The organism is Hyphomicrobium sp. (genome assembly GCF_051860585.1).
In the GTDB taxonomy this organism is placed as follows: domain Bacteria; phylum Pseudomonadota; class Alphaproteobacteria; order Rhizobiales; family Hyphomicrobiaceae; genus Hyphomicrobium_C.
In genome coordinates this window covers 82,035-98,203 of record NZ_JBHYDS010000005.1, presented here as the reverse complement: position 1 = coordinate 98,203, position 16,169 = coordinate 82,035, and the positions used below count along the sequence as shown (strand labels likewise).

The following is a 16,169-nucleotide window of genomic DNA, read 5'->3' as shown; positions in this document are numbered from 1 at the left end:
GAATTACTCCGCGGCCTTCCACACCAGCGTATCTGTATGGATCTCGAGCAGGTTCGCCTTGCAGTAGTCGACATCGGCATCGAAATAGGTGCCGTCAACGAAACGGATCTGCGTCCGCACCGTGCACTTGCCCTCGGCGGTCTCGAAATCGAGGTTGACCGTGTCGCCCGGCTCGATGCGGTTCTCGACCCAGTTCTCGCTCCACTCGCCCTCTTCCTGCGTGCGGAATTCGACGACCGGCGAATTGCCCTTGTTGACGACATCAAACTTCCAGCTATCGGCGTGAGCTGGAGCGAACGCGGCAGAGACAATAGCTAACGGAAGCGCGAGTGTTGCGACGAGGCGAGCAAGAGTCATGGCAAAGGCTCCATAAAGAGAGATCATCACGGCGCGTCGTTTAGCACGGAAGCGCATCCGTAAATCCGGATACGGAAAATTACCTTGCTGAGTGTTCGCGTGGTCACACGGTTGAGTTGCACGTCAAAACCAACGCCTTACCAATCGTCCCGCCAAAGCGGATAGGCCATTGCTCCACGCGGGATCGTGATCTTGCCTGCGCGATCGATCTCGCCCGAGCCGCCCAGTTCCGCCGCGAGCTTGTTAGCGATGTCCACCTTGAGCCCGGCGCTCGCCGACTGCGTGTACTTGATCTGGTATTCGAACCGGCCGACCGCCTGCCGCACGATCTGGAACTGGAATTTCCCCTGGTCGGCCTTGGGGTTCTTGGAGCCGAGGCAGCGGGCACGAAGCTGGGCGAGCTTCTCCTCCGTGTACTCATAGATCGTGCCGGTGAACGTGAGAGTCACGTCCTCGACGTAACTGCCTTTGAAGTTCGCGTTGAGGAGGTTGGCCCAACCGGCCGAGAGCCCGAACGATTTCTGGTCCCGGATCGCGAATGCGGCGTTGTCGAGGTTCTCCTCGATACCGTCCTTGTCGAACGGAGCCCGGCAGCGCACGACGTTGAGCTTGAGCAGTTTCTCGCCGGTCCGCTGGAACGTGCGCTTGTCGAAATGACCGCGCGCGATGGTGCCGGGCGTGTAGGCCGCGAGCGGCGGGCTCATGCGGTAGACGTTGAGATTGTCCGCGATGGCGTCGGCCCGCGCATTCGCGCTCAGGCCCGTGATCGCAATTAAGCACGCCAGACCAAGCCGCATTGGCTTACACATTCTACTCACCCAACTGACCCCGCGAAACGAGGGCGGATGTTAGGCGGGCAGGGGGGCATCCCGCAATCGAGCGCGGCAAATGTTCGGCCGGTGTGCCGGGATTGTCACGGCTCTGAGCAAAGCCGGCGCGCATAGAACGAAGCGGCCCGGCGATGAACGCCGGGCCGCAAGTGTTTCATCATCTTGACCGGACGCGTCAATTGACGCGCGTGACCTCGACCAGATTGTCGGAGTACGTCGGCGCGCGACCGAGGCCCGACCAGGCGTCCGACGAGATCGAGTTCACCGATCCGTCCGAACGGTTGAGCGAGCGCCAGTATCCGAGCGTCGCGACGACGATGCCGGGATTGACGTCATCGGTGACCCGCGCCACGCCCTGGAAGTCGCCGCGGTTGTTCGCGACGCGCACCGGATCGCCTTCGCGGATGTTCCGCTTCTCGGCGTCCTGCGGCGAGATCATCACGAACTGCTCGCCCTGGCCGCGGATCTTGTGCGGCTCGTTGGCGTAGCACGAGTTCAGGAACCCGTGGCTCTTCGGCGAGATGATGTTGAGCGGATACTTCTTGGCGAGTTCAGGCAGCGCCTCGGCCGTCTCGCGCGGAGCGACATAGCCGGGCAGCGGATCGACCGGCGATCCGTCCTGCTCGCCGTCGTACATGGCGCGGAACGGGCCCGCGACGAAGTTCTTCATGTCGTCAGGCAGCAGCACCTCGACCTTGCCCGAAGGCGTCGGGAAGCGGCCTTCCGCGTGCGGCGTGCGCGTGTCCGCCGAGCCGACGTCGATTTTGAAGAAGCCGTGCTCCTTGAAGTAATCCATGCCCACGCCGGACATTTTCGGGTCGGCCCAGTTGATGTACTCGGCGCAGAGTTCGCTGTCCGTCATCTTGAAGACCGGATCGTCGAAGCCCATTTCGGCCGCGAGCAGCCGCCACATGTCGCTCGTCGGCTTGCACTCGCCCGGCGGTTCGACGGCCTTCTGATTGTACGTGAAGTAGAACGTGCCCCACGACCACATCATGTCCTCGGCTTCGCCGGCCATGGCGGCGGGAAGAATGATGTCGGCGTACTTCGCCGTGTCGGTGATGAAGTGCTCGGCGACGACCGTGAACAGGTCCTCCCGCTGCAGGCCCGCGACGATCTTGTTCGTCTCCGGCGTCTGGCTGACGGGATTGGTGCAGAACACGAACAGCGACTTGATCGGCGGATCGAGTTTCATGTTGCCGGTCAGCGCATCGCCGAGCCGCAGGTTGTTGACGACGCGCGTGCCGGGTTTGATGAAGTCAGGTCGCGCCGCCTTGACCCAATCGACCGGGAAGTCCCACAGCGGCAGCTGCAGCATGCCGCCGCCCACATGGCGCCAGGAACCGGCGAGGGCGGGAAGCGCATAGATCGCGCGCGAGGCCTGGGCACCGCCCGCCGAGCGCTCGATGGCGACGCCGATGCGGATGGCGGAGGGCTGCGCCGTCGCGAACTCGTAGGCGAACTTCCGGATGTCGTCGGCTTTGACGCCCGTAACCTTTTCCACATAGTCGGGCGTGAAGTCGGCGGCGCGCGCCTTCAGCTCCGGGAAGCCCTTCACGTAGTTGTCGACGTAATCCTGGTCGACGACGCCCTGCTCGATCATCGAATTGATGATGCCGAGCGCGAGCGCGCCGTCCGTGCCCGGCTTAGGGCAGATGTGCCAGTCGCCGGCCTTGGCCGTGCGCGACTTATAGGAATCGACCACGACGATTTTCGCACCGCGCTTCTGCGCCTCGAGCACGAACGGCCAGTGGTGCAGGTTGGTCGAGATCGTGTTGCACGCCCAGATCACGATGTACTTCGAATGCACGAAGCTTTCCGGATCGACGCCGCCTGTCGGCCCGTGCGTCATCAGCCAGGCCGTCGAGGAGCCCGACGTGCAGAACGTCTTCTCGTTCACCGTCGTGCCGAGTCGATTGAAGAAGGGGTCGCCGGAGTTGATGCCCTGCACGAGGCCCATGTTGCCGAGGTAGCTGTAAGGCATGATCGCCTGCGAGCCATACTCGGAGACGATCGCGCGCCACTTGTCGCCGATCGTCTTGATCGCTTCGTCCCAGGTGATGCGCTCGAAGGTGTTGCCGCCGTTCGGACCGGAGCCCTTGGCGCCGACGCGGCGCAGCGGATACATCAGCCGGTCTGGGTTGGCGTGATGGTCGTGGAAATCCTTCAGCTTCACGCACAGGCCGCCGCGGGTGAAGGGATGGTTCTTCTTGCCGCGAACCTCTACGAGCTTGCCGTCGCGCACATGGTAATCCATGGCGCAGGTATCTGGGCAGTCGTGGGGACAGGCGCCGTGAAAAATCTCGGATTTCAGCTGCTCGTTCATGCGTTTCCTCCGCCGCAATGTCTGCATGGCCCGTCTTTTGTCGTCCTCGCCGAGGACGCTGGGGCTCTATGCATTTCTGCGACACTCTGACACCTGAGCCGCGGATCATCAACCATCGTGTTGGCGGTTGTGAACCGGCTTTAGCTTCTGAAAAAGCTTGCCTATCCGGCGCATTTGCGCGCCTGCTGACGAGCGCAATGCGCGTGCGAATATAGCGCCTTACGGCGCGCACGATCCGTCAGTGCGATGCGTCGCGCCGCGCGGATCCGTGACCGTGCCGCCCGCGGCATCGACGTAAGCCGGCCCGATGGGCACCTTGCCGTGGCCGCCCGGGATATCGAGCACATAGGTCGGCATCGCCAGCCCCGACAGCCGCTGGCGCAGCGCGTGCATGAGGGCCTGCCCTTCGGCGACGCTCGTGCGGAAGTGCGCGGTGCCGGGCGCAAGGTCGCCGTGGTGAAGATAGTAGGGTTTCACGCGCGCCTCGACGAACGCGCGCATCAGCGCTTCGAGCGTGTCCACGGTGTCGTTCACCCCACGCAAAAGCACGCTCTGGCTCACGACCGGAATGCCCGCATCCACCAGCCGCGCGATGGCGGTTCGCGCCGCGCCGGTCAGTTCGCGCGGATGGTTGGCATGCAGCGCCACGTAGACAGTCGCATTGTCGGTGCGGAGGGCTTCGACCAACTCAGCCGTCACCCGCTCCGGCGCAACGACCGGCACGCGCGTGTGCCACCGGATGATCTTCACATGCGCAATCGCGCCAAGCGCCTGCGTCACGGCCGCGATCCTGCGGGGCGACATCACGAACGGATCGCCGCCGGTGATGATCACTTCCCAGATTTCGGGATGCGCGCGGATGTAGCCGAACGCGGTCTCAAGTTGGTCTGCTGTCAGGTTGGCCTCCGCACTGGGGCCAACCATCTCGCGGCGGAAACAGAACCGGCAATAGACGGGGCACACGCCCACGATCTTGAGCAGCACGCGGTCGGGATAGCGATGCACGATCCCTGTGACGGGGCTCTTCGCGAAATCTCCGATCGGATCGGCGCGCTCTTCCGCGCGCGTGTCAAGTTCACGAACGTCCGGCACGAACTGCCGCGCGATCGGATCGTCGGCGTCCTTCGTGTCGATCAGCTCCGCCATCGCCGGCGTGATCGCGATCGCGTAACGCGCGCCCACCTGCTCGATGCCGGCTTCCGCGCTTGCGGTCAGCAGGCCCGCATCGACGAGGTCCGAAGCGGAGGCGAGGGATTTGCGCAAATGCGTCATGCGGGTGGCCAGCGGTCGGTATCGTGATCGGGATGCTGAAAGGAAACGAGATCGGCGAGGAACGCCGCCGCATCATGATCGGCCTGGGTCGGCATCTGCGGCAACGCAGGCACATCGTCGACAAACGCGAGCTTGGCTTCGACACCCCATTGTATCTGGGGCGCGATGTCCTGCGGAGCATCGAAGGCGCCGATGGCGATGGCGACTCCGTCCGGCGCTTCGTAGGTGAGCGGCGTGCCGCAGTCAGCGCAAAAGCCGCGACGCGCCGCGTTTGAAGATTGGAACAGCTTCGGCGCACCACGCGTCCACGTGAGCGTGCCCTCGCGCACCGACACCAACGGCGCATAGAAGCTGCCGAACGCCTTCTGGCACATCCGGCAGTGGCAAACCGATGCATCGCCGAGCGGCCCGTCGACGCGGAAGCGCACCGCGCCGCACTGGCATCCGCCAGAGCGAGGCTGGCATCCGCCAGAATGGAAGTGGCCCCCGCCAGAGTGGGACTGGGTCATGACGATGCGTCTCCCTCTCCCCATTCGTCCTCTCGCGAATGGGGAGAGGGTCGGGGTGAGGGGCAGAAGCTGGTGTTATGGAGTGGGCTGCCCCTCACCCTAACCCTCTCCCCGCACGAGCGGTGAGAGGGGAGCAGCGCCCTACTTGCTCTCATCGGCCAGCGGAGTCCAGATCACCTGATCGACGGAGGACGCTCCCGCGGCGAGCATGACGAGCCGTTCGAAGCCGAGCGCGCAACCGGACGCCGCCGGCATGTGCGGCAGCGCTGCCAGGAAATCTTCGTCCAGCGGATAGCGTTCGCCGTAGATGCGGGCCTTCTCATCCATTTCGTGGGCAAGGCGCCTGCGCTGCTCCTCTGCATCCCCCAGTTCGCCAAAACCGTTGGCGAGCTCGACGCCCGAAACATAGAGCTCGAAGCGCTCCGCAACCTCGGGGCGGCCCGGCACCGGCCGCGCCAGCGCCGCCTCGGGTGCTGGGTATTCGTAAAGGATGGTCGGCCGCGGCGCGCCGAGATGCGGCTCGATCCGCTCGACCAACACGCGCGAGAAAATGTCGGACCAGGTGTCGTCGGATGCGGTGCGAATGCCGGCAGCAGTGGCGCGCTCCGCCAGTCGCGTACGCCCCTCCGCGACGCTGACCGTATCGAGCAGCGGAAACCCCGCAAAACACCGGAAAGCCTCGTCGAGAGAAATCCGCTCGAGCGCGCCGCCGATGTCCGCCTCGCGTCCACGAAACGTCCAGTGCATTCGTCCGGCCGTTTCGGCAGCGATGGCGAGCATCGCCGCGCAGTCGTCCCAAAGGGCCGTGTAGGGTGCGCCGGCGCGATACCATTCGAGCATCGTGAACTCGGAGGCGTGCAGCGCGCCCCGCTCGCGGTTTCGGAACACCGGTGCGAACGCGAAGATTTTCTGCTCCCCGGCGGCCAGCAGCTTCTTCATCGCGAATTCGGGCGAGGTGTGAAGGTAGAGCGGATGGCGGTCGAGTGCGGTCCCGATTTGCTCGGTGGCGAACGCGTGCAGATGCGTTTCGTTGCCGGGAGAAACCTGCAGCGCTCCGGCGTCGATCTCTTCGAATCCCTGATCCGCGAACCAGGCCCGCAGCGCGGCCTTGATCCGGTTGCGCAACACCAGCAACGGCCGCCGGTCCCGGTGCCGCTCGGCATCCCACCAGGGGGAGGGTGCTGTCATCTTGTCCGATCCTTCGGCCTGGCCAGGTTTCACGCGCACGAGTTTTCAAGCCAAAACGTTTCGGGTGCACCTTACTGACCGCCTCGCCGCCGTCTCAAGACGAATCCTCAAACCCTGTGGCTGCCGCGACGCGGCACCTTGCGACGCCCATGATGCGGAGCGTAACATCCGACGACGCATGAGATGCGTGTGGGGGGCACCATGAGCACGACATCCGCGACGGCCACGGAGCAGGGATTGCCCGCGCTCGATTCCCCGACCGTCGCGGCCGCCGGTGTCACGCTTGCCTTTGCTGTCCTGGCCGGCATTGCGATCGGCAACCTGCCTCAGAACGGCAGCCTCGGCGGGGCGCTCGATGCGCTCAAAAACGTCGTCTATATGCTGACGGTCCCGCTGTTCGATCTGTCGCGGCGGCATTTCGCCAAGCGCGCCACGCGCGTCGCGGCTGCGCCAACCTCGGCGGCCGAAGGCAAAGCGCCGGCCGAGCGTCCAAGCGTCCTGCGCACGGCGTTCGTCACCGCCCTCGTCATTTTCATCCTTGCCGAACTGATCGGCTGGCTCCTGGGCCTCGCGATGGCGATGACATGCAATGAACTCGGCCATCAGCCCGCGACCAGCGCGTTCGGAGTCTGCCTGGCGGAGGGCGTCGACGCGTTTATGAACGTCTTGATTGCGCCGATCATGGTCATGATCGCGGCCGCCGCGGGATGGCTCTGGCGCGGCTTGGTGCAATCTCGCTTCTGGGTCGCGCTTCTGATCTTCATGGTCGCGGTCGCGGCTCTCTTCGCCCTCGACTTCTTCATCATGCTTCAACAGACCACCCCCGCGACCGAAGCCGTCCGCGCCGACTACGCCGAGTTCGGGCCGGTGCGGCAGGTTGGCCTTGAGGTCTCGATTTTGACGGTGGGCCTGCTGATGGGATACGGCGCGCGCCGCCTATGGCAGGACCTGACGCGACGCATTGGCTAGCTGCCAACGGGACGCACCGGGCGAGAGATTGGCCCTGGGGCCCTTGGCCTCGCACCCGATCCAGAGTAAGAGACCCCCATATTTCCTGCCTGCACGGACGTTTTGTGGCGAAGTGGCCTTAACGGAGGCCGTCGGGCGCGGCCAGAACTTATGGAGAAGACCCGTGGTCAAAGTTATCGCCAGCTCGATCCGCAAGGGTAACGTTCTCGATCTCAACGGCAAGCTCGCCGTCGTCATCACCGCCGAGAACATTCACCCGGGTAAGGGCACGCCCGTCACGCATTTGGAACTGCGCCGCATCGCCGACGGCGTGAAGGTGACGGAGCGCTATCGCACCACCGATCAGGTCGAGCGCGCCTACCTCGACGAGAAGGACTACAACTACCTCTACGAGGACGACATGGGCTTCAATTTCATGCAGCCCGAATCGTTCGATCAGATCCTCGTCTCCAAGGACGTCATCGGCGACCAGGCCGTTTGGCTCCAGGAAGGCATGACCTGCAGCGTCTCGCTGTTCGACGGCAATCCGATTGCGATTGAGCTGCCCGCCCGCGTCACCTTCGAAATCATCGAGGCGGATCCGGTCGTGAAGGGGCAGACGGCGTCGTCGTCGTACAAACCTGCAAAGCTCGCGAACGGCGCTCGCGTCATGGTGCCGCCGCACATCGGGACTGGCACGCGCGTCGTGGTCATGACCGTCGACGGCTCGTATGTCGAGCGCGCGAAGGACTGATCTCTCGCATCTGGTCTAGCATCTAGAGGGGCGCTACAGCCCCGGCGGGAACGCGAACGGACCCCAAGGTCCCCACGGATACGCGTAATGGCGCCCGTGCTTGCGCGAGTAGTAGGCGCGGCGCCACTTCCGCTCGGAATACGCCCGGCGCGCGTCGGCGCGATCTTTGCTGCCGTAGGAATATTTGTAGGACCGGCCGCGATCGTCGCGATCGGCCAGCGCGGACGTGGTGGGAGCAACAGCCATGATCAGCGTTGCGGCCGCGGATGCGGCGAGAACGGTGGCGTACCGCATGGCATGACCTCCAGGGTTCGGCCTAACGACTATACCGGCTAAACGCACGGCCTCCCATTACGTTCGCATGCCGTCTGACGGCTCGTCCGGCGAGAACTCGTCGTCCGGTCCATAAGCGCCATAGTCGTCGTCATCACCGCCGTCTTCGTCAGAATCTCCATGTCGGCCATAGTGATCCGAAGGCCCGTCATCCTCATCGTCGTTGTCGTCCTGGTCGCCGTAGGTACGGCCGTCCGCGCGAAAGTCGTCGCCGCGATAATGCTCGCGAGGGTCCGCAGACACGGGCGTGGCGATCGAAGCGGGTATGGCAATCATGAGCACAAGAAGTAGCGGCGCAATTCTGGTCATGAGGGACCTCCTGAATACCGCCGCGACGGAGCGCGGCTGCCCCCGTCTAAAACCTGACCTGTGTCTAAAACTTGATGAGCGTCGCCGGTTCCTTTTCCCCGCTGCGCTGGGCGGCGATCTGCTGCACGCGCGGCACGATGTCCGCGGCGTCAACGGCGACGCTGAACGGCACTTCCAGGCCGGCGCGGATGAAGGCTTCGCTCTGCATGTGCGTGAGCAGCTCGAGGAACGGCGTCCAGAACCCATCGATGTTCGCGACGACGATCGGCTTGTTGTGCTGGCCCAACTGGGCCCACGTCATCTGCTCGACGAGTTCTTCGAGCGTGCCGATGCCGCCGGGCAGCGCGACGAACGCGTCGGAGCGCTCGAACATGAGTTTCTTGCGCTCGTGCATATCGGCCGTGACGACGAGGTCGGTCACCTCCTTGAGCATGTGCTCGCGCACGGTCAGGAAGTCCGGAATGATGCCGGTGACCTTGCCGCCCGCTTCGAGCGTCGCCCGTGCAACCTCGCCCATGAGGCCGAGGCCGCCGCCGCCGTAGACGAGGGCGATATCGTTTTTGGCGAGCGAACGGCCGAGCGTGCGGGCGGCCTCCGCGTAGATCGGCGAGCGTCCGGGGCCCGAGCCGCAATAGACGCAGATGCTGCGCACGGTGCTCGAATGGCCGGCGGGGGATGGCCGGGCGGCTCGCGCCGCCGCAGCTGGAGCCGTGCCATTCGCGAGGTCGTGATGTGAGGGAAGGGGAGTGAAACTATTTTCGCTTTTCAAATGTTTTTCCTTGTTGGAGCGGCGCCGGATAAACCTGCGCCGGGTCTTTCATAACATGGTGGCTCCACCGCACTTTGCAAATGAGAGCACGCCCCTAATGAGGCGGGCGCACGGCGGACAGGCCCTTTGGCCCGCGTAACCATAAAACCGCCAGTTAACTCCATTACGAAACGGGTGGGATTCGGCGCGGGCTCTTGTCCGCGATGGGGTAGAGTGCCGTAATATATGGGCCCGGCGTCTAGGAACGTGGTTCCGGCGGGTAAAAGGACGTGAGTGAGTTCGAGTGCGCGTGCGAAGGCTGAAATCTGCAAAATTGGCGAATGTGAGCGGCCGTTCGATGGGTCCGGCGGCTTTCGTCGTGGCTGTGCTGGCGCTCCTGCCCCTGGCCGGCGCGGGGGCTGCGGGCGAGGGCGAGGCTGCGGCGGCCAAACCTGCGGCGACGCCTGCCCAAACTCAGGCCGCGCCCGCCGCCGTCGATTGGCTCGAACGCGCCGCGCGGATCTACCAGGAAGAAATCGTCGCCAGGCTGGCCGTGCCGCGTCAGCCTGCTGCCAACGAAACCGTTGCGGGCGATAGCGATGACCGGGCGCCTCCGGGCGGGATTGCCGGCGCGCTCCGGCAAAGCGTGGCAGCGGCGCTCTCCTACATTTCATTCTGGGTGCAGCAGGCCAACGCCGTTCTGGGCGGTCCGCTCACCGAGCTGGCCTACGGCGTCGTCGGCACGCCGGCCGAGCGGGCTGCCCGCGAGGCCGATCAATTCGTCGAGGCGAGACGGCAGGCGGACGAGCATTGGAAACGCGCGGTCGCGCGCGCTGACGCGGCGGCTGCCGCGCGCCGCGTGGCGGGTCCCGGCGATTCGACGGGTGAAACGCCGGCCGAAGCCGAATTGAGGCGCGCCGAAGCGCGCAAAGCCGAACTGGCGAAAATCAAGGAAGACCTCGATCGGCGCATCTCCGAAGGGCTAAAGAAGCTCGAAGAGTTCCAGAAGCAGGAACGAGAGCGCCAGAAGATCGGCCTGCTCACGCCGCCTGCCGGACCGGATGCGGCCGAGCGCGCAGCGTCGGATGCCGAAAAGACGCGCGTTGCGGCTGAGGAGGAGCGGGCGCGCGCCGAGGCCGAGGCGGCGCAAAAGGCCGAGGAGGCGGGTCGCGCCGAGCAGGCGCGCCAACGAATGGTAGCCGAGCAGGCGCGCCAACAAAAGGTAGCCGAAGAGGCGACTAAGCAAAAGGCAGCCGAGCAGGCGCAGCAGCAAGCGGCAGAGAAAGGCCAGCGCGAAGCGGCAGCGAAAGCGGAACAGGCGCGACTGGCTCAGGACGAAGCGCGCAAGCTGGCGGAAGCGGAACTGGCGGCGCGCAAGGCCGAGGAGGCACGACGCTGGGAAGCGCAGGCCGCCGAGGAAAAACGACAGGCGGATACGAAAGCCGAAGCGGCTCGCGTTGCTAAGGACGCGGCTCGCGTTGCCGAGCAAGCCCGTCTTGCCGATGAACAGCGTGTCCGCGCCGAGCGCGAGGCGACAGAGCAACAGTATAAGCAAGCCGCCGAGGCCGAGCAGACGCGCCAAGCGGCAGAGGACGCGCGCCGGCGCGCCGACGCCAAAGCAGCCGAGCAGCGCGTCACCGAAGCACGCGAAGCGCAGGCCAAGCAGCGCTGGGCCGAAGCCCGCGCCGTTCCGGATAAGCGGCAGGCGGTCGAACCCGGCGCCGCCAAACGTACCGAGCCGCAACCGGCAGACCCCAAAGTGGCCGCGGCTCAATCGGCGGCGCCACAGGCGGCCGAAAACCCGGATGAAGCCGTCCGGCGACGCGGCGGAGACCTGCAAGCGTCCACGGGCAAGGAGGAGGCTGCGCGTCCGGTTCAGGTCGCGGACAACGCGGCCCCGAACGTCCGTCATCGCCGGACGGCCGCAAAGAAGGCTGACGTGCAGAGCGTCAGTCGCAAGAAAAAGCTCGCGTCGTCGCGTAGCCCTCGGCGCGACGTCGCCGGGCGCTGCATCCGCAAGAAAACAGCGCGCGCCGGCGGACGCCGCATCCATGTGGTTGAACGCGGCGAAACGCTGTGGACGATCTCCCGGCGCTACATGAAAAAAGGCGGGCGCTACGACGATATCCGCAGCGCGAACGGCCGTAAAATTCGCGATCCCGACCGCATCTATCCTTGTCAACGTCTACTGCTGCCCGCGCGCGCATAGCGCAGCCGGGCGCCGCGGCGCCGGTGTCGACGCGGCACCTGTGCCAAAATGCGCGTAAACAGGGCATCCCGGCAATCGAACGGCCCGCGACTGGTCACGGCACGCCAAAGAAGCTAAGTCTCCGCCGCCGGCCGCGTGCGAGCATCCAGCTGCGCCGCGCCGGTGATCGGCACGCGCGCGCCATCCGTAACGATCGAGAGATATGAGACCAACATCCGTCGCGACATCGTCGGCGAGCCGCAGCGAGCGCCCTGAGTTGCTCGGCCTGTCGGCTGACGCCAACCACTGGACCGTTCTTAAAAACCTGCTGCCTTTCATCTGGCCGCACGGTCGCCGCGACCTGCGCATGGAAGTGGCGGGCGCCTTTGTCGTGCTCGTCGTGGCCAAGCTGATCACCGTCGCCGTACCCGTCGCCTTCAAATGGGCGACCGATTGGCTGGCGCTCGATTTGGCGAAGCCCGAGGTCGCCGCGTCCAAAGGTCTCGCGCTCGGCATCGCCATGCTGATCGTCGCCTACGGCGCGGGCCGCGTCTTGATGATGGTGCTGAACCAGGTCCGCGATGTTCTGTTCACGCGCGTCGGCCAGCACGCCATTCGCGAGCTGAACAACCGCACGTTTCGCCACCTGCACAAGCTCTCCCTGCGCTTCCACCTCGAACGGCGCACGGGCGGCCTGTCGCGCGTCATCGAGCGCGGCACGCGCGGCATCGACCTCATCATGCGCATGGGCGTCATGCAGCTTGCGCCCACCGTGATCGAGCTCGTCCTCGTCGCCGGCCTGCTGGTCTACTACTTCGACTGGACCTACGTGCTCATTCTGATGGTCACCGTCGCCGCCTACATGTGGTTCACGTTCTCGGCCTCCGAACGGCGCATCGCCATCCGCCGCGAGATGAACGAAAGCGATACCGAAGCCAATACCAAGGCCATCGACAGCCTCCTCAACTTCGAGACGGTCAAATACTTCGGCAACGAGGAGGCCGAGGCGCGCCGCTACGACGTGTCGATGGCGCGCTACGAGAAGGCGGCCGTCAAAACCTACTATTCGCTCGGCTATCTCAACTCGGGACAGGCCGCCATCTATACGCTGGGCATGACGCTCGTCATGTGGCTGGCCGCGCGCGGTGTGATGGCGGGAACGCACACGGTCGGCGATTTCGTGCTGATCAATGCCGTGCTGATTCAGCTTTATCAGCCGCTGAATTTCATGGGCATGGTCTACCGCGAGATCAAGCAAGGCCTCGTCGATCTCGAGACGATGTTTTCGCTCCTCGCCGTCAAGCCGGATGTCGAGGACAAGCCGGGCGCGACGGAGCTTGTCGTCCGCGACGGCACCGTTCGGTTCGAGAACGTGTCGTTCTCCTACGACGCGGACCGGCGCATCCTGCACGACATTTCCTTTGAGGTGCCGGCCGGCAAGATGGTGGCGATCGTCGGCCCGTCAGGCGCCGGAAAGTCGACCATCTCGCGCATCCTGTTCCGCTTCTACGATATCGACAAAGGCCGCGTCACGATCGACGGCCAGGACATCCGGGACGTCACGCAGCAATCGCTGCGCCACGCCATCGGCGTGGTGCCCCAGGATACCGTGCTCTTCAACGATACGATCCTCTACAACATCCGCTACGGCCGCCCCGGAGCGCCGGACGCGGACGTGCACGAAGCCGCGCGTCTCGCCCAGATCGATACCTTCATCGCCACGCTGCCGCAGGGCTACAAGACCATGGTGGGCGAACGCGGCTTGAAGCTCTCGGGTGGCGAAAAGCAGCGCGTCGCCATCGCACGCACGATCCTCAAGGGGCCGCCGATCCTGATGCTGGACGAGGCGACCAGCGCGCTCGACAGCCATACGGAAAAGGAGATCCAGGACGCGCTCGACCGCGTCGCCGTGGATCGCACGACGCTCGTGATCGCTCATCGTCTCTCGACGATCGTGCACGCGGATTCGATCATCGTGCTCGACAAGGGGCGCCTGGTCGAGCAGGGCACCCATGCCGAATTGATCGCCAGCAACGGGCTGTATGCGAGCCTCTGGAGCCGCCAACGCCAGGCCGAGAAGGCGCGCGAGGAATTGGCCGCGGCGCTTGAAGCCGATGCGGCCATGATCTCCCCGCCCCTCGAAGGCGAACCACCGTCCGCGACAGAGTCGCGGACGGCAACTCCGGTAACGGAGCCCAGTCCTTTTGAATGACGTCTACTGAGCGATCTTCGCCTTCAGTTCCTCGAAGCGCTTGGTCGCCGATCCGGCAGGCTTGTAGCTTTCGAGCTGCGCCTTGTTGGTCTGGTCGCCGGCCACCACGGCGCCGATCATGCCCATCGGATAATGCGGCAGGCACTTGATGCCGTAGATGCCGGGCTTGTCGATGGTCAGCACGGCTTCCTGGTTGAGGTCGCCCTTGAACTCCGCCGCGCCCTCTGGCCAGAGGTCGGGGATCATTTCGGCGTTGTGCCCCTTGTTGGTCGGCACGAACTTCACGGTATCGCCAACCTTGGCGTGGACGACCTCCGGTTCGAACAGCATGAATTTGCCTTTGCCGTTCGCATTCATCATTTTGACGACATGCTCTTCCGACGAGGCGCTGCCGGCGAACGACCCGGCAGTCATGAGTGCAACGGCTGCTACAAGTGACGTACGTAAGATCATGGTTCCCTCGGGTTTCTGATTCTTGATCAAAAAAGTATAGAATATGAGCGTGCCTGTCAAATCGCGCATTCGCCGCGCCGGAGAACCATCGGCTTGTCTTGGCAAGACGTGCACGGAGGTCTCTTGTAAGGTCGTGTCGAGAGACGTGAGGCGGGCGTGACGGGAAAAATCACCGAAGGAATTGAGCATGCGTGGCAACGCATGCGCGCTGCTGTCGCGCACATTGGACCGCCGGCCGTGCGCCTGCTGCGTTCTTTCGGAGCATGGATCGCGGCCGCGATCGGCCTCGTGTTTCAAGTCGTTCTAGCCCTCATTCTCCTGTTCGAGGAATGGGGGTGGCGTCCACTGGCGGACGCGCTCGCCTGGCTGGCCCGGTTCAAGATCTGGGCACGCGCCGAACGCGCGATTGCAAGCCTGCCGCCGTACGGCGCTCTCGCAGTGCTGGCGCTGCCGACATCGGTGCTGTTTCCGCTGAAGCTGCTTGCCGTCTATCTCGTCGCGCAAGGAAAGCTCGTCGCGGCGGGACTTCTGTTCGTCGGCGCGAAGATCGCCTCGACCGCGCTCATCGCACGTCTCTTCATGCTGACCCGTCCCGCGCTGATGCAGCTCGGCTGGTTCGCGTCCGCCTACAACTGGATCATGCCGTGGAAGGAAGAGGTGTTCGCCCGCATTCGCGCCTCCTGGGCGTGGCGGTACGGGCGGATGGTCAAAAACCGCGTCCGCTTGGAGGCGAAGCAGGCTTGGACGCGGCTCAAGCCGAAGGTCGTGCTGGTCGTGGATCGCGTGCGCCTCGCCGTGCGTCACGCCTTCGGGCGGGCGTGAGGATGTGAGAGAGAAGTTACCTCCGAATATCGCTCTCAAGATCGGCGAGATCGACGAACTGGTCGGCCTGCCGGCGCAACTCATCGGAAACCATCGGCGGTCGAGTGGCCACTGTCGATAGAACGCTCACGCGCTTGCCGTTGATTTGCACCATCTCGACAAGGCGACGGAATTCGCCGGCCCCCGAAATGATCACGATATGATCGAGGGATTGAGCGAGTTGCATGATATCGACAGCGACCTCGACCATCATGCTGCTTTTCGCAGTGCGCCGGCTCAATTCGCAATCGGCCTTCGCGTGCTTTCTAACGGTTGTGTATCCGTTGTAGTCGAGCCAATCGAGAAGCGGGCGGAGAACGCAATCGCGCTCGTCCGTGATGATTGTGTAATAGAGTGCGCGCACCAGATGCGCCCGGTCGCGAAACAGATCGAGAAGACGTTTGAAATCGATCGGGATGTCGAGCGCCTTGCACGCGGCATGCAGGTGGAAGCCGTCTATGAACAGCCCGACGCGGTCCGACGGGGCGAGGAGCATTGTGTCGAGGGCGCTGCTGTTTTGTCGCTCGCGCCGGTCGGATTCGGTAATTGTGCGCGCCATATAGCGTTAAAAACTCGATCTTCAAGGTTGCTAAAAAAGTCTGCCGCGCGCTTTGCGAGCTCCACTCGAGCCGGACGCACGACAGCATCGCCGGCGAAGTAAGCGTGCGACTGACGCGACGCCCGGCTCAAGGGGGCTGGGTCTTCTGCGCCGTTTCGAGCGCCTCCCCCCGATCAGATCGGACCCAGCAATTCGTCGGCGGCTCTCGATCACGAAAGAGCAAGAAGGGGTGCGTCTCCTCCAAGCAGATATGATCTTGAACGTCGAAAGCCGCCGGTCTCGCATCGAAATGTCTCGCATCGAAATCGCGAGATCACCTAGC

The 16,169-nt window shown here is 64.4% G+C and carries 16 protein-coding genes; 5 read left to right on the top strand and 11 right to left on the bottom strand.

Features of this window, described 5'->3' with window-relative positions; genetic code table 11:
* Positions 1-3: 3 nt before the first annotated feature.
* The 6 genes from ACTIFK_RS09650 to epmA form a co-directional block, all read right to left on the bottom strand.
* Positions 4-357 carry a hypothetical protein gene (locus ACTIFK_RS09650; RefSeq protein ID WP_439542857.1) on the bottom strand — a complete coding sequence of 118 codons (354 nt, stop codon included), beginning with the start codon at positions 355-357 and terminating at the stop codon, positions 4-6.
* Positions 358-494: 137 nt separating this feature from the next.
* A complete protein-coding gene (locus tag ACTIFK_RS09645) occupies positions 495-1,166 on the bottom strand; it encodes a hypothetical protein (protein ID WP_439542856.1) in 672 nt (223 codons plus the stop codon).
* Positions 1,167-1,362: 196 nt separating this feature from the next.
* The gene (locus ACTIFK_RS09640) at positions 1,363-3,513 is read right to left on the bottom strand and encodes a molybdopterin-containing oxidoreductase family protein (protein ID WP_439542855.1); all 2,151 of its coding nucleotides are present in this window, start codon (positions 3,511-3,513) and stop codon (positions 1,363-1,365) included.
* Positions 3,514-3,732: 219 nt separating this feature from the next.
* Entirely contained in the window at positions 3,733-4,785 is a 1,053-nt protein-coding gene (locus tag ACTIFK_RS09635; RefSeq protein ID WP_439542854.1) for a lysine-2,3-aminomutase-like protein, read from the bottom strand.
* A complete protein-coding gene (locus ACTIFK_RS09630; RefSeq protein ID WP_439542853.1) occupies positions 4,782-5,294 on the bottom strand; it encodes a GFA family protein in 513 nt (170 codons plus the stop codon). The genes ACTIFK_RS09635 and ACTIFK_RS09630 overlap by 4 nt, the downstream gene beginning before the upstream one ends.
* Positions 5,295-5,435: 141 nt before the next feature.
* Positions 5,436-6,482, bottom strand: coding sequence for an EF-P lysine aminoacylase EpmA (gene epmA, locus ACTIFK_RS09625; RefSeq protein WP_439542852.1), 1,047 nt, complete (start codon positions 6,480-6,482; stop codon positions 5,436-5,438).
* A gap of 201 nt (positions 6,483-6,683) precedes the next feature.
* Between epmA and ACTIFK_RS09620 the strand changes: the two genes are divergently transcribed.
* Positions 6,684-7,451 carry a hypothetical protein gene (locus ACTIFK_RS09620; protein ID WP_439542851.1) on the top strand — a complete coding sequence of 256 codons (768 nt, stop codon included), beginning with the start codon at positions 6,684-6,686 and terminating at the stop codon, positions 7,449-7,451.
* Between the two features lie 163 nt (positions 7,452-7,614).
* Positions 7,615-8,184, top strand: coding sequence for an elongation factor P (gene efp / locus ACTIFK_RS09615; RefSeq protein ID WP_439542850.1), 570 nt, complete (start codon positions 7,615-7,617; stop codon positions 8,182-8,184).
* A 33-nt stretch (positions 8,185-8,217) separates the two neighbouring features.
* On the opposite strand, the gene ACTIFK_RS09610 is transcribed toward efp, so the two are convergent.
* The 3 genes from ACTIFK_RS09610 to ACTIFK_RS09600 form a co-directional block, all read right to left on the bottom strand.
* Positions 8,218-8,478 (bottom strand): hypothetical protein, encoded by a 261-nt coding sequence (locus ACTIFK_RS09610; protein ID WP_439542849.1) that lies wholly within the window; start codon positions 8,476-8,478, stop codon positions 8,218-8,220.
* Positions 8,479-8,535: 57 nt separating this feature from the next.
* On the bottom strand, positions 8,536-8,826 hold the full coding sequence (locus tag ACTIFK_RS09605; RefSeq protein ID WP_439542848.1) for a hypothetical protein: 291 nt from the start codon (positions 8,824-8,826) through the stop codon (positions 8,536-8,538).
* 64 nt (positions 8,827-8,890) lie between these two features.
* Positions 8,891-9,478 (bottom strand): TIGR00730 family Rossman fold protein, encoded by a 588-nt coding sequence (locus ACTIFK_RS09600; protein WP_439542847.1) that lies wholly within the window; start codon positions 9,476-9,478, stop codon positions 8,891-8,893.
* 454 nt (positions 9,479-9,932) lie between these two features.
* On the opposite strand from ACTIFK_RS09600, the gene ACTIFK_RS09595 reads away from it, so the two are divergent.
* Positions 9,933-11,783 (top strand): LysM peptidoglycan-binding domain-containing protein, encoded by a 1,851-nt coding sequence (locus ACTIFK_RS09595; protein ID WP_439542846.1) that lies wholly within the window; start codon positions 9,933-9,935, stop codon positions 11,781-11,783.
* Positions 11,784-11,985: 202 nt separating this feature from the next.
* On the top strand, positions 11,986-13,974 hold the full coding sequence (locus tag ACTIFK_RS09590) for an ABCB family ABC transporter ATP-binding protein/permease (protein WP_439542845.1): 1,989 nt from the start codon (positions 11,986-11,988) through the stop codon (positions 13,972-13,974).
* Positions 13,975-13,977: 3 nt separating this feature from the next.
* Here the strand turns inward: ACTIFK_RS09590 and ACTIFK_RS09585 are convergent, their stop codons facing one another.
* Positions 13,978-14,427, bottom strand: coding sequence for a pseudoazurin (locus ACTIFK_RS09585; RefSeq protein ID WP_439542844.1), 450 nt, complete (start codon positions 14,425-14,427; stop codon positions 13,978-13,980).
* A gap of 156 nt (positions 14,428-14,583) precedes the next feature.
* Here ACTIFK_RS09585 and ACTIFK_RS09580 point away from each other — a divergent pair, with 156 nt between their 5' ends.
* Entirely contained in the window at positions 14,584-15,249 is a 666-nt protein-coding gene (locus tag ACTIFK_RS09580; RefSeq protein ID WP_439542843.1) for a hypothetical protein, read from the top strand.
* 16 nt (positions 15,250-15,265) lie between these two features.
* On the opposite strand, the gene ACTIFK_RS09575 is transcribed toward ACTIFK_RS09580, so the two are convergent.
* Positions 15,266-15,847, bottom strand: coding sequence for a LabA-like NYN domain-containing protein (locus ACTIFK_RS09575; protein WP_439542842.1), 582 nt, complete (start codon positions 15,845-15,847; stop codon positions 15,266-15,268).
* Positions 15,848-16,169 lie beyond the last annotated feature (322 nt).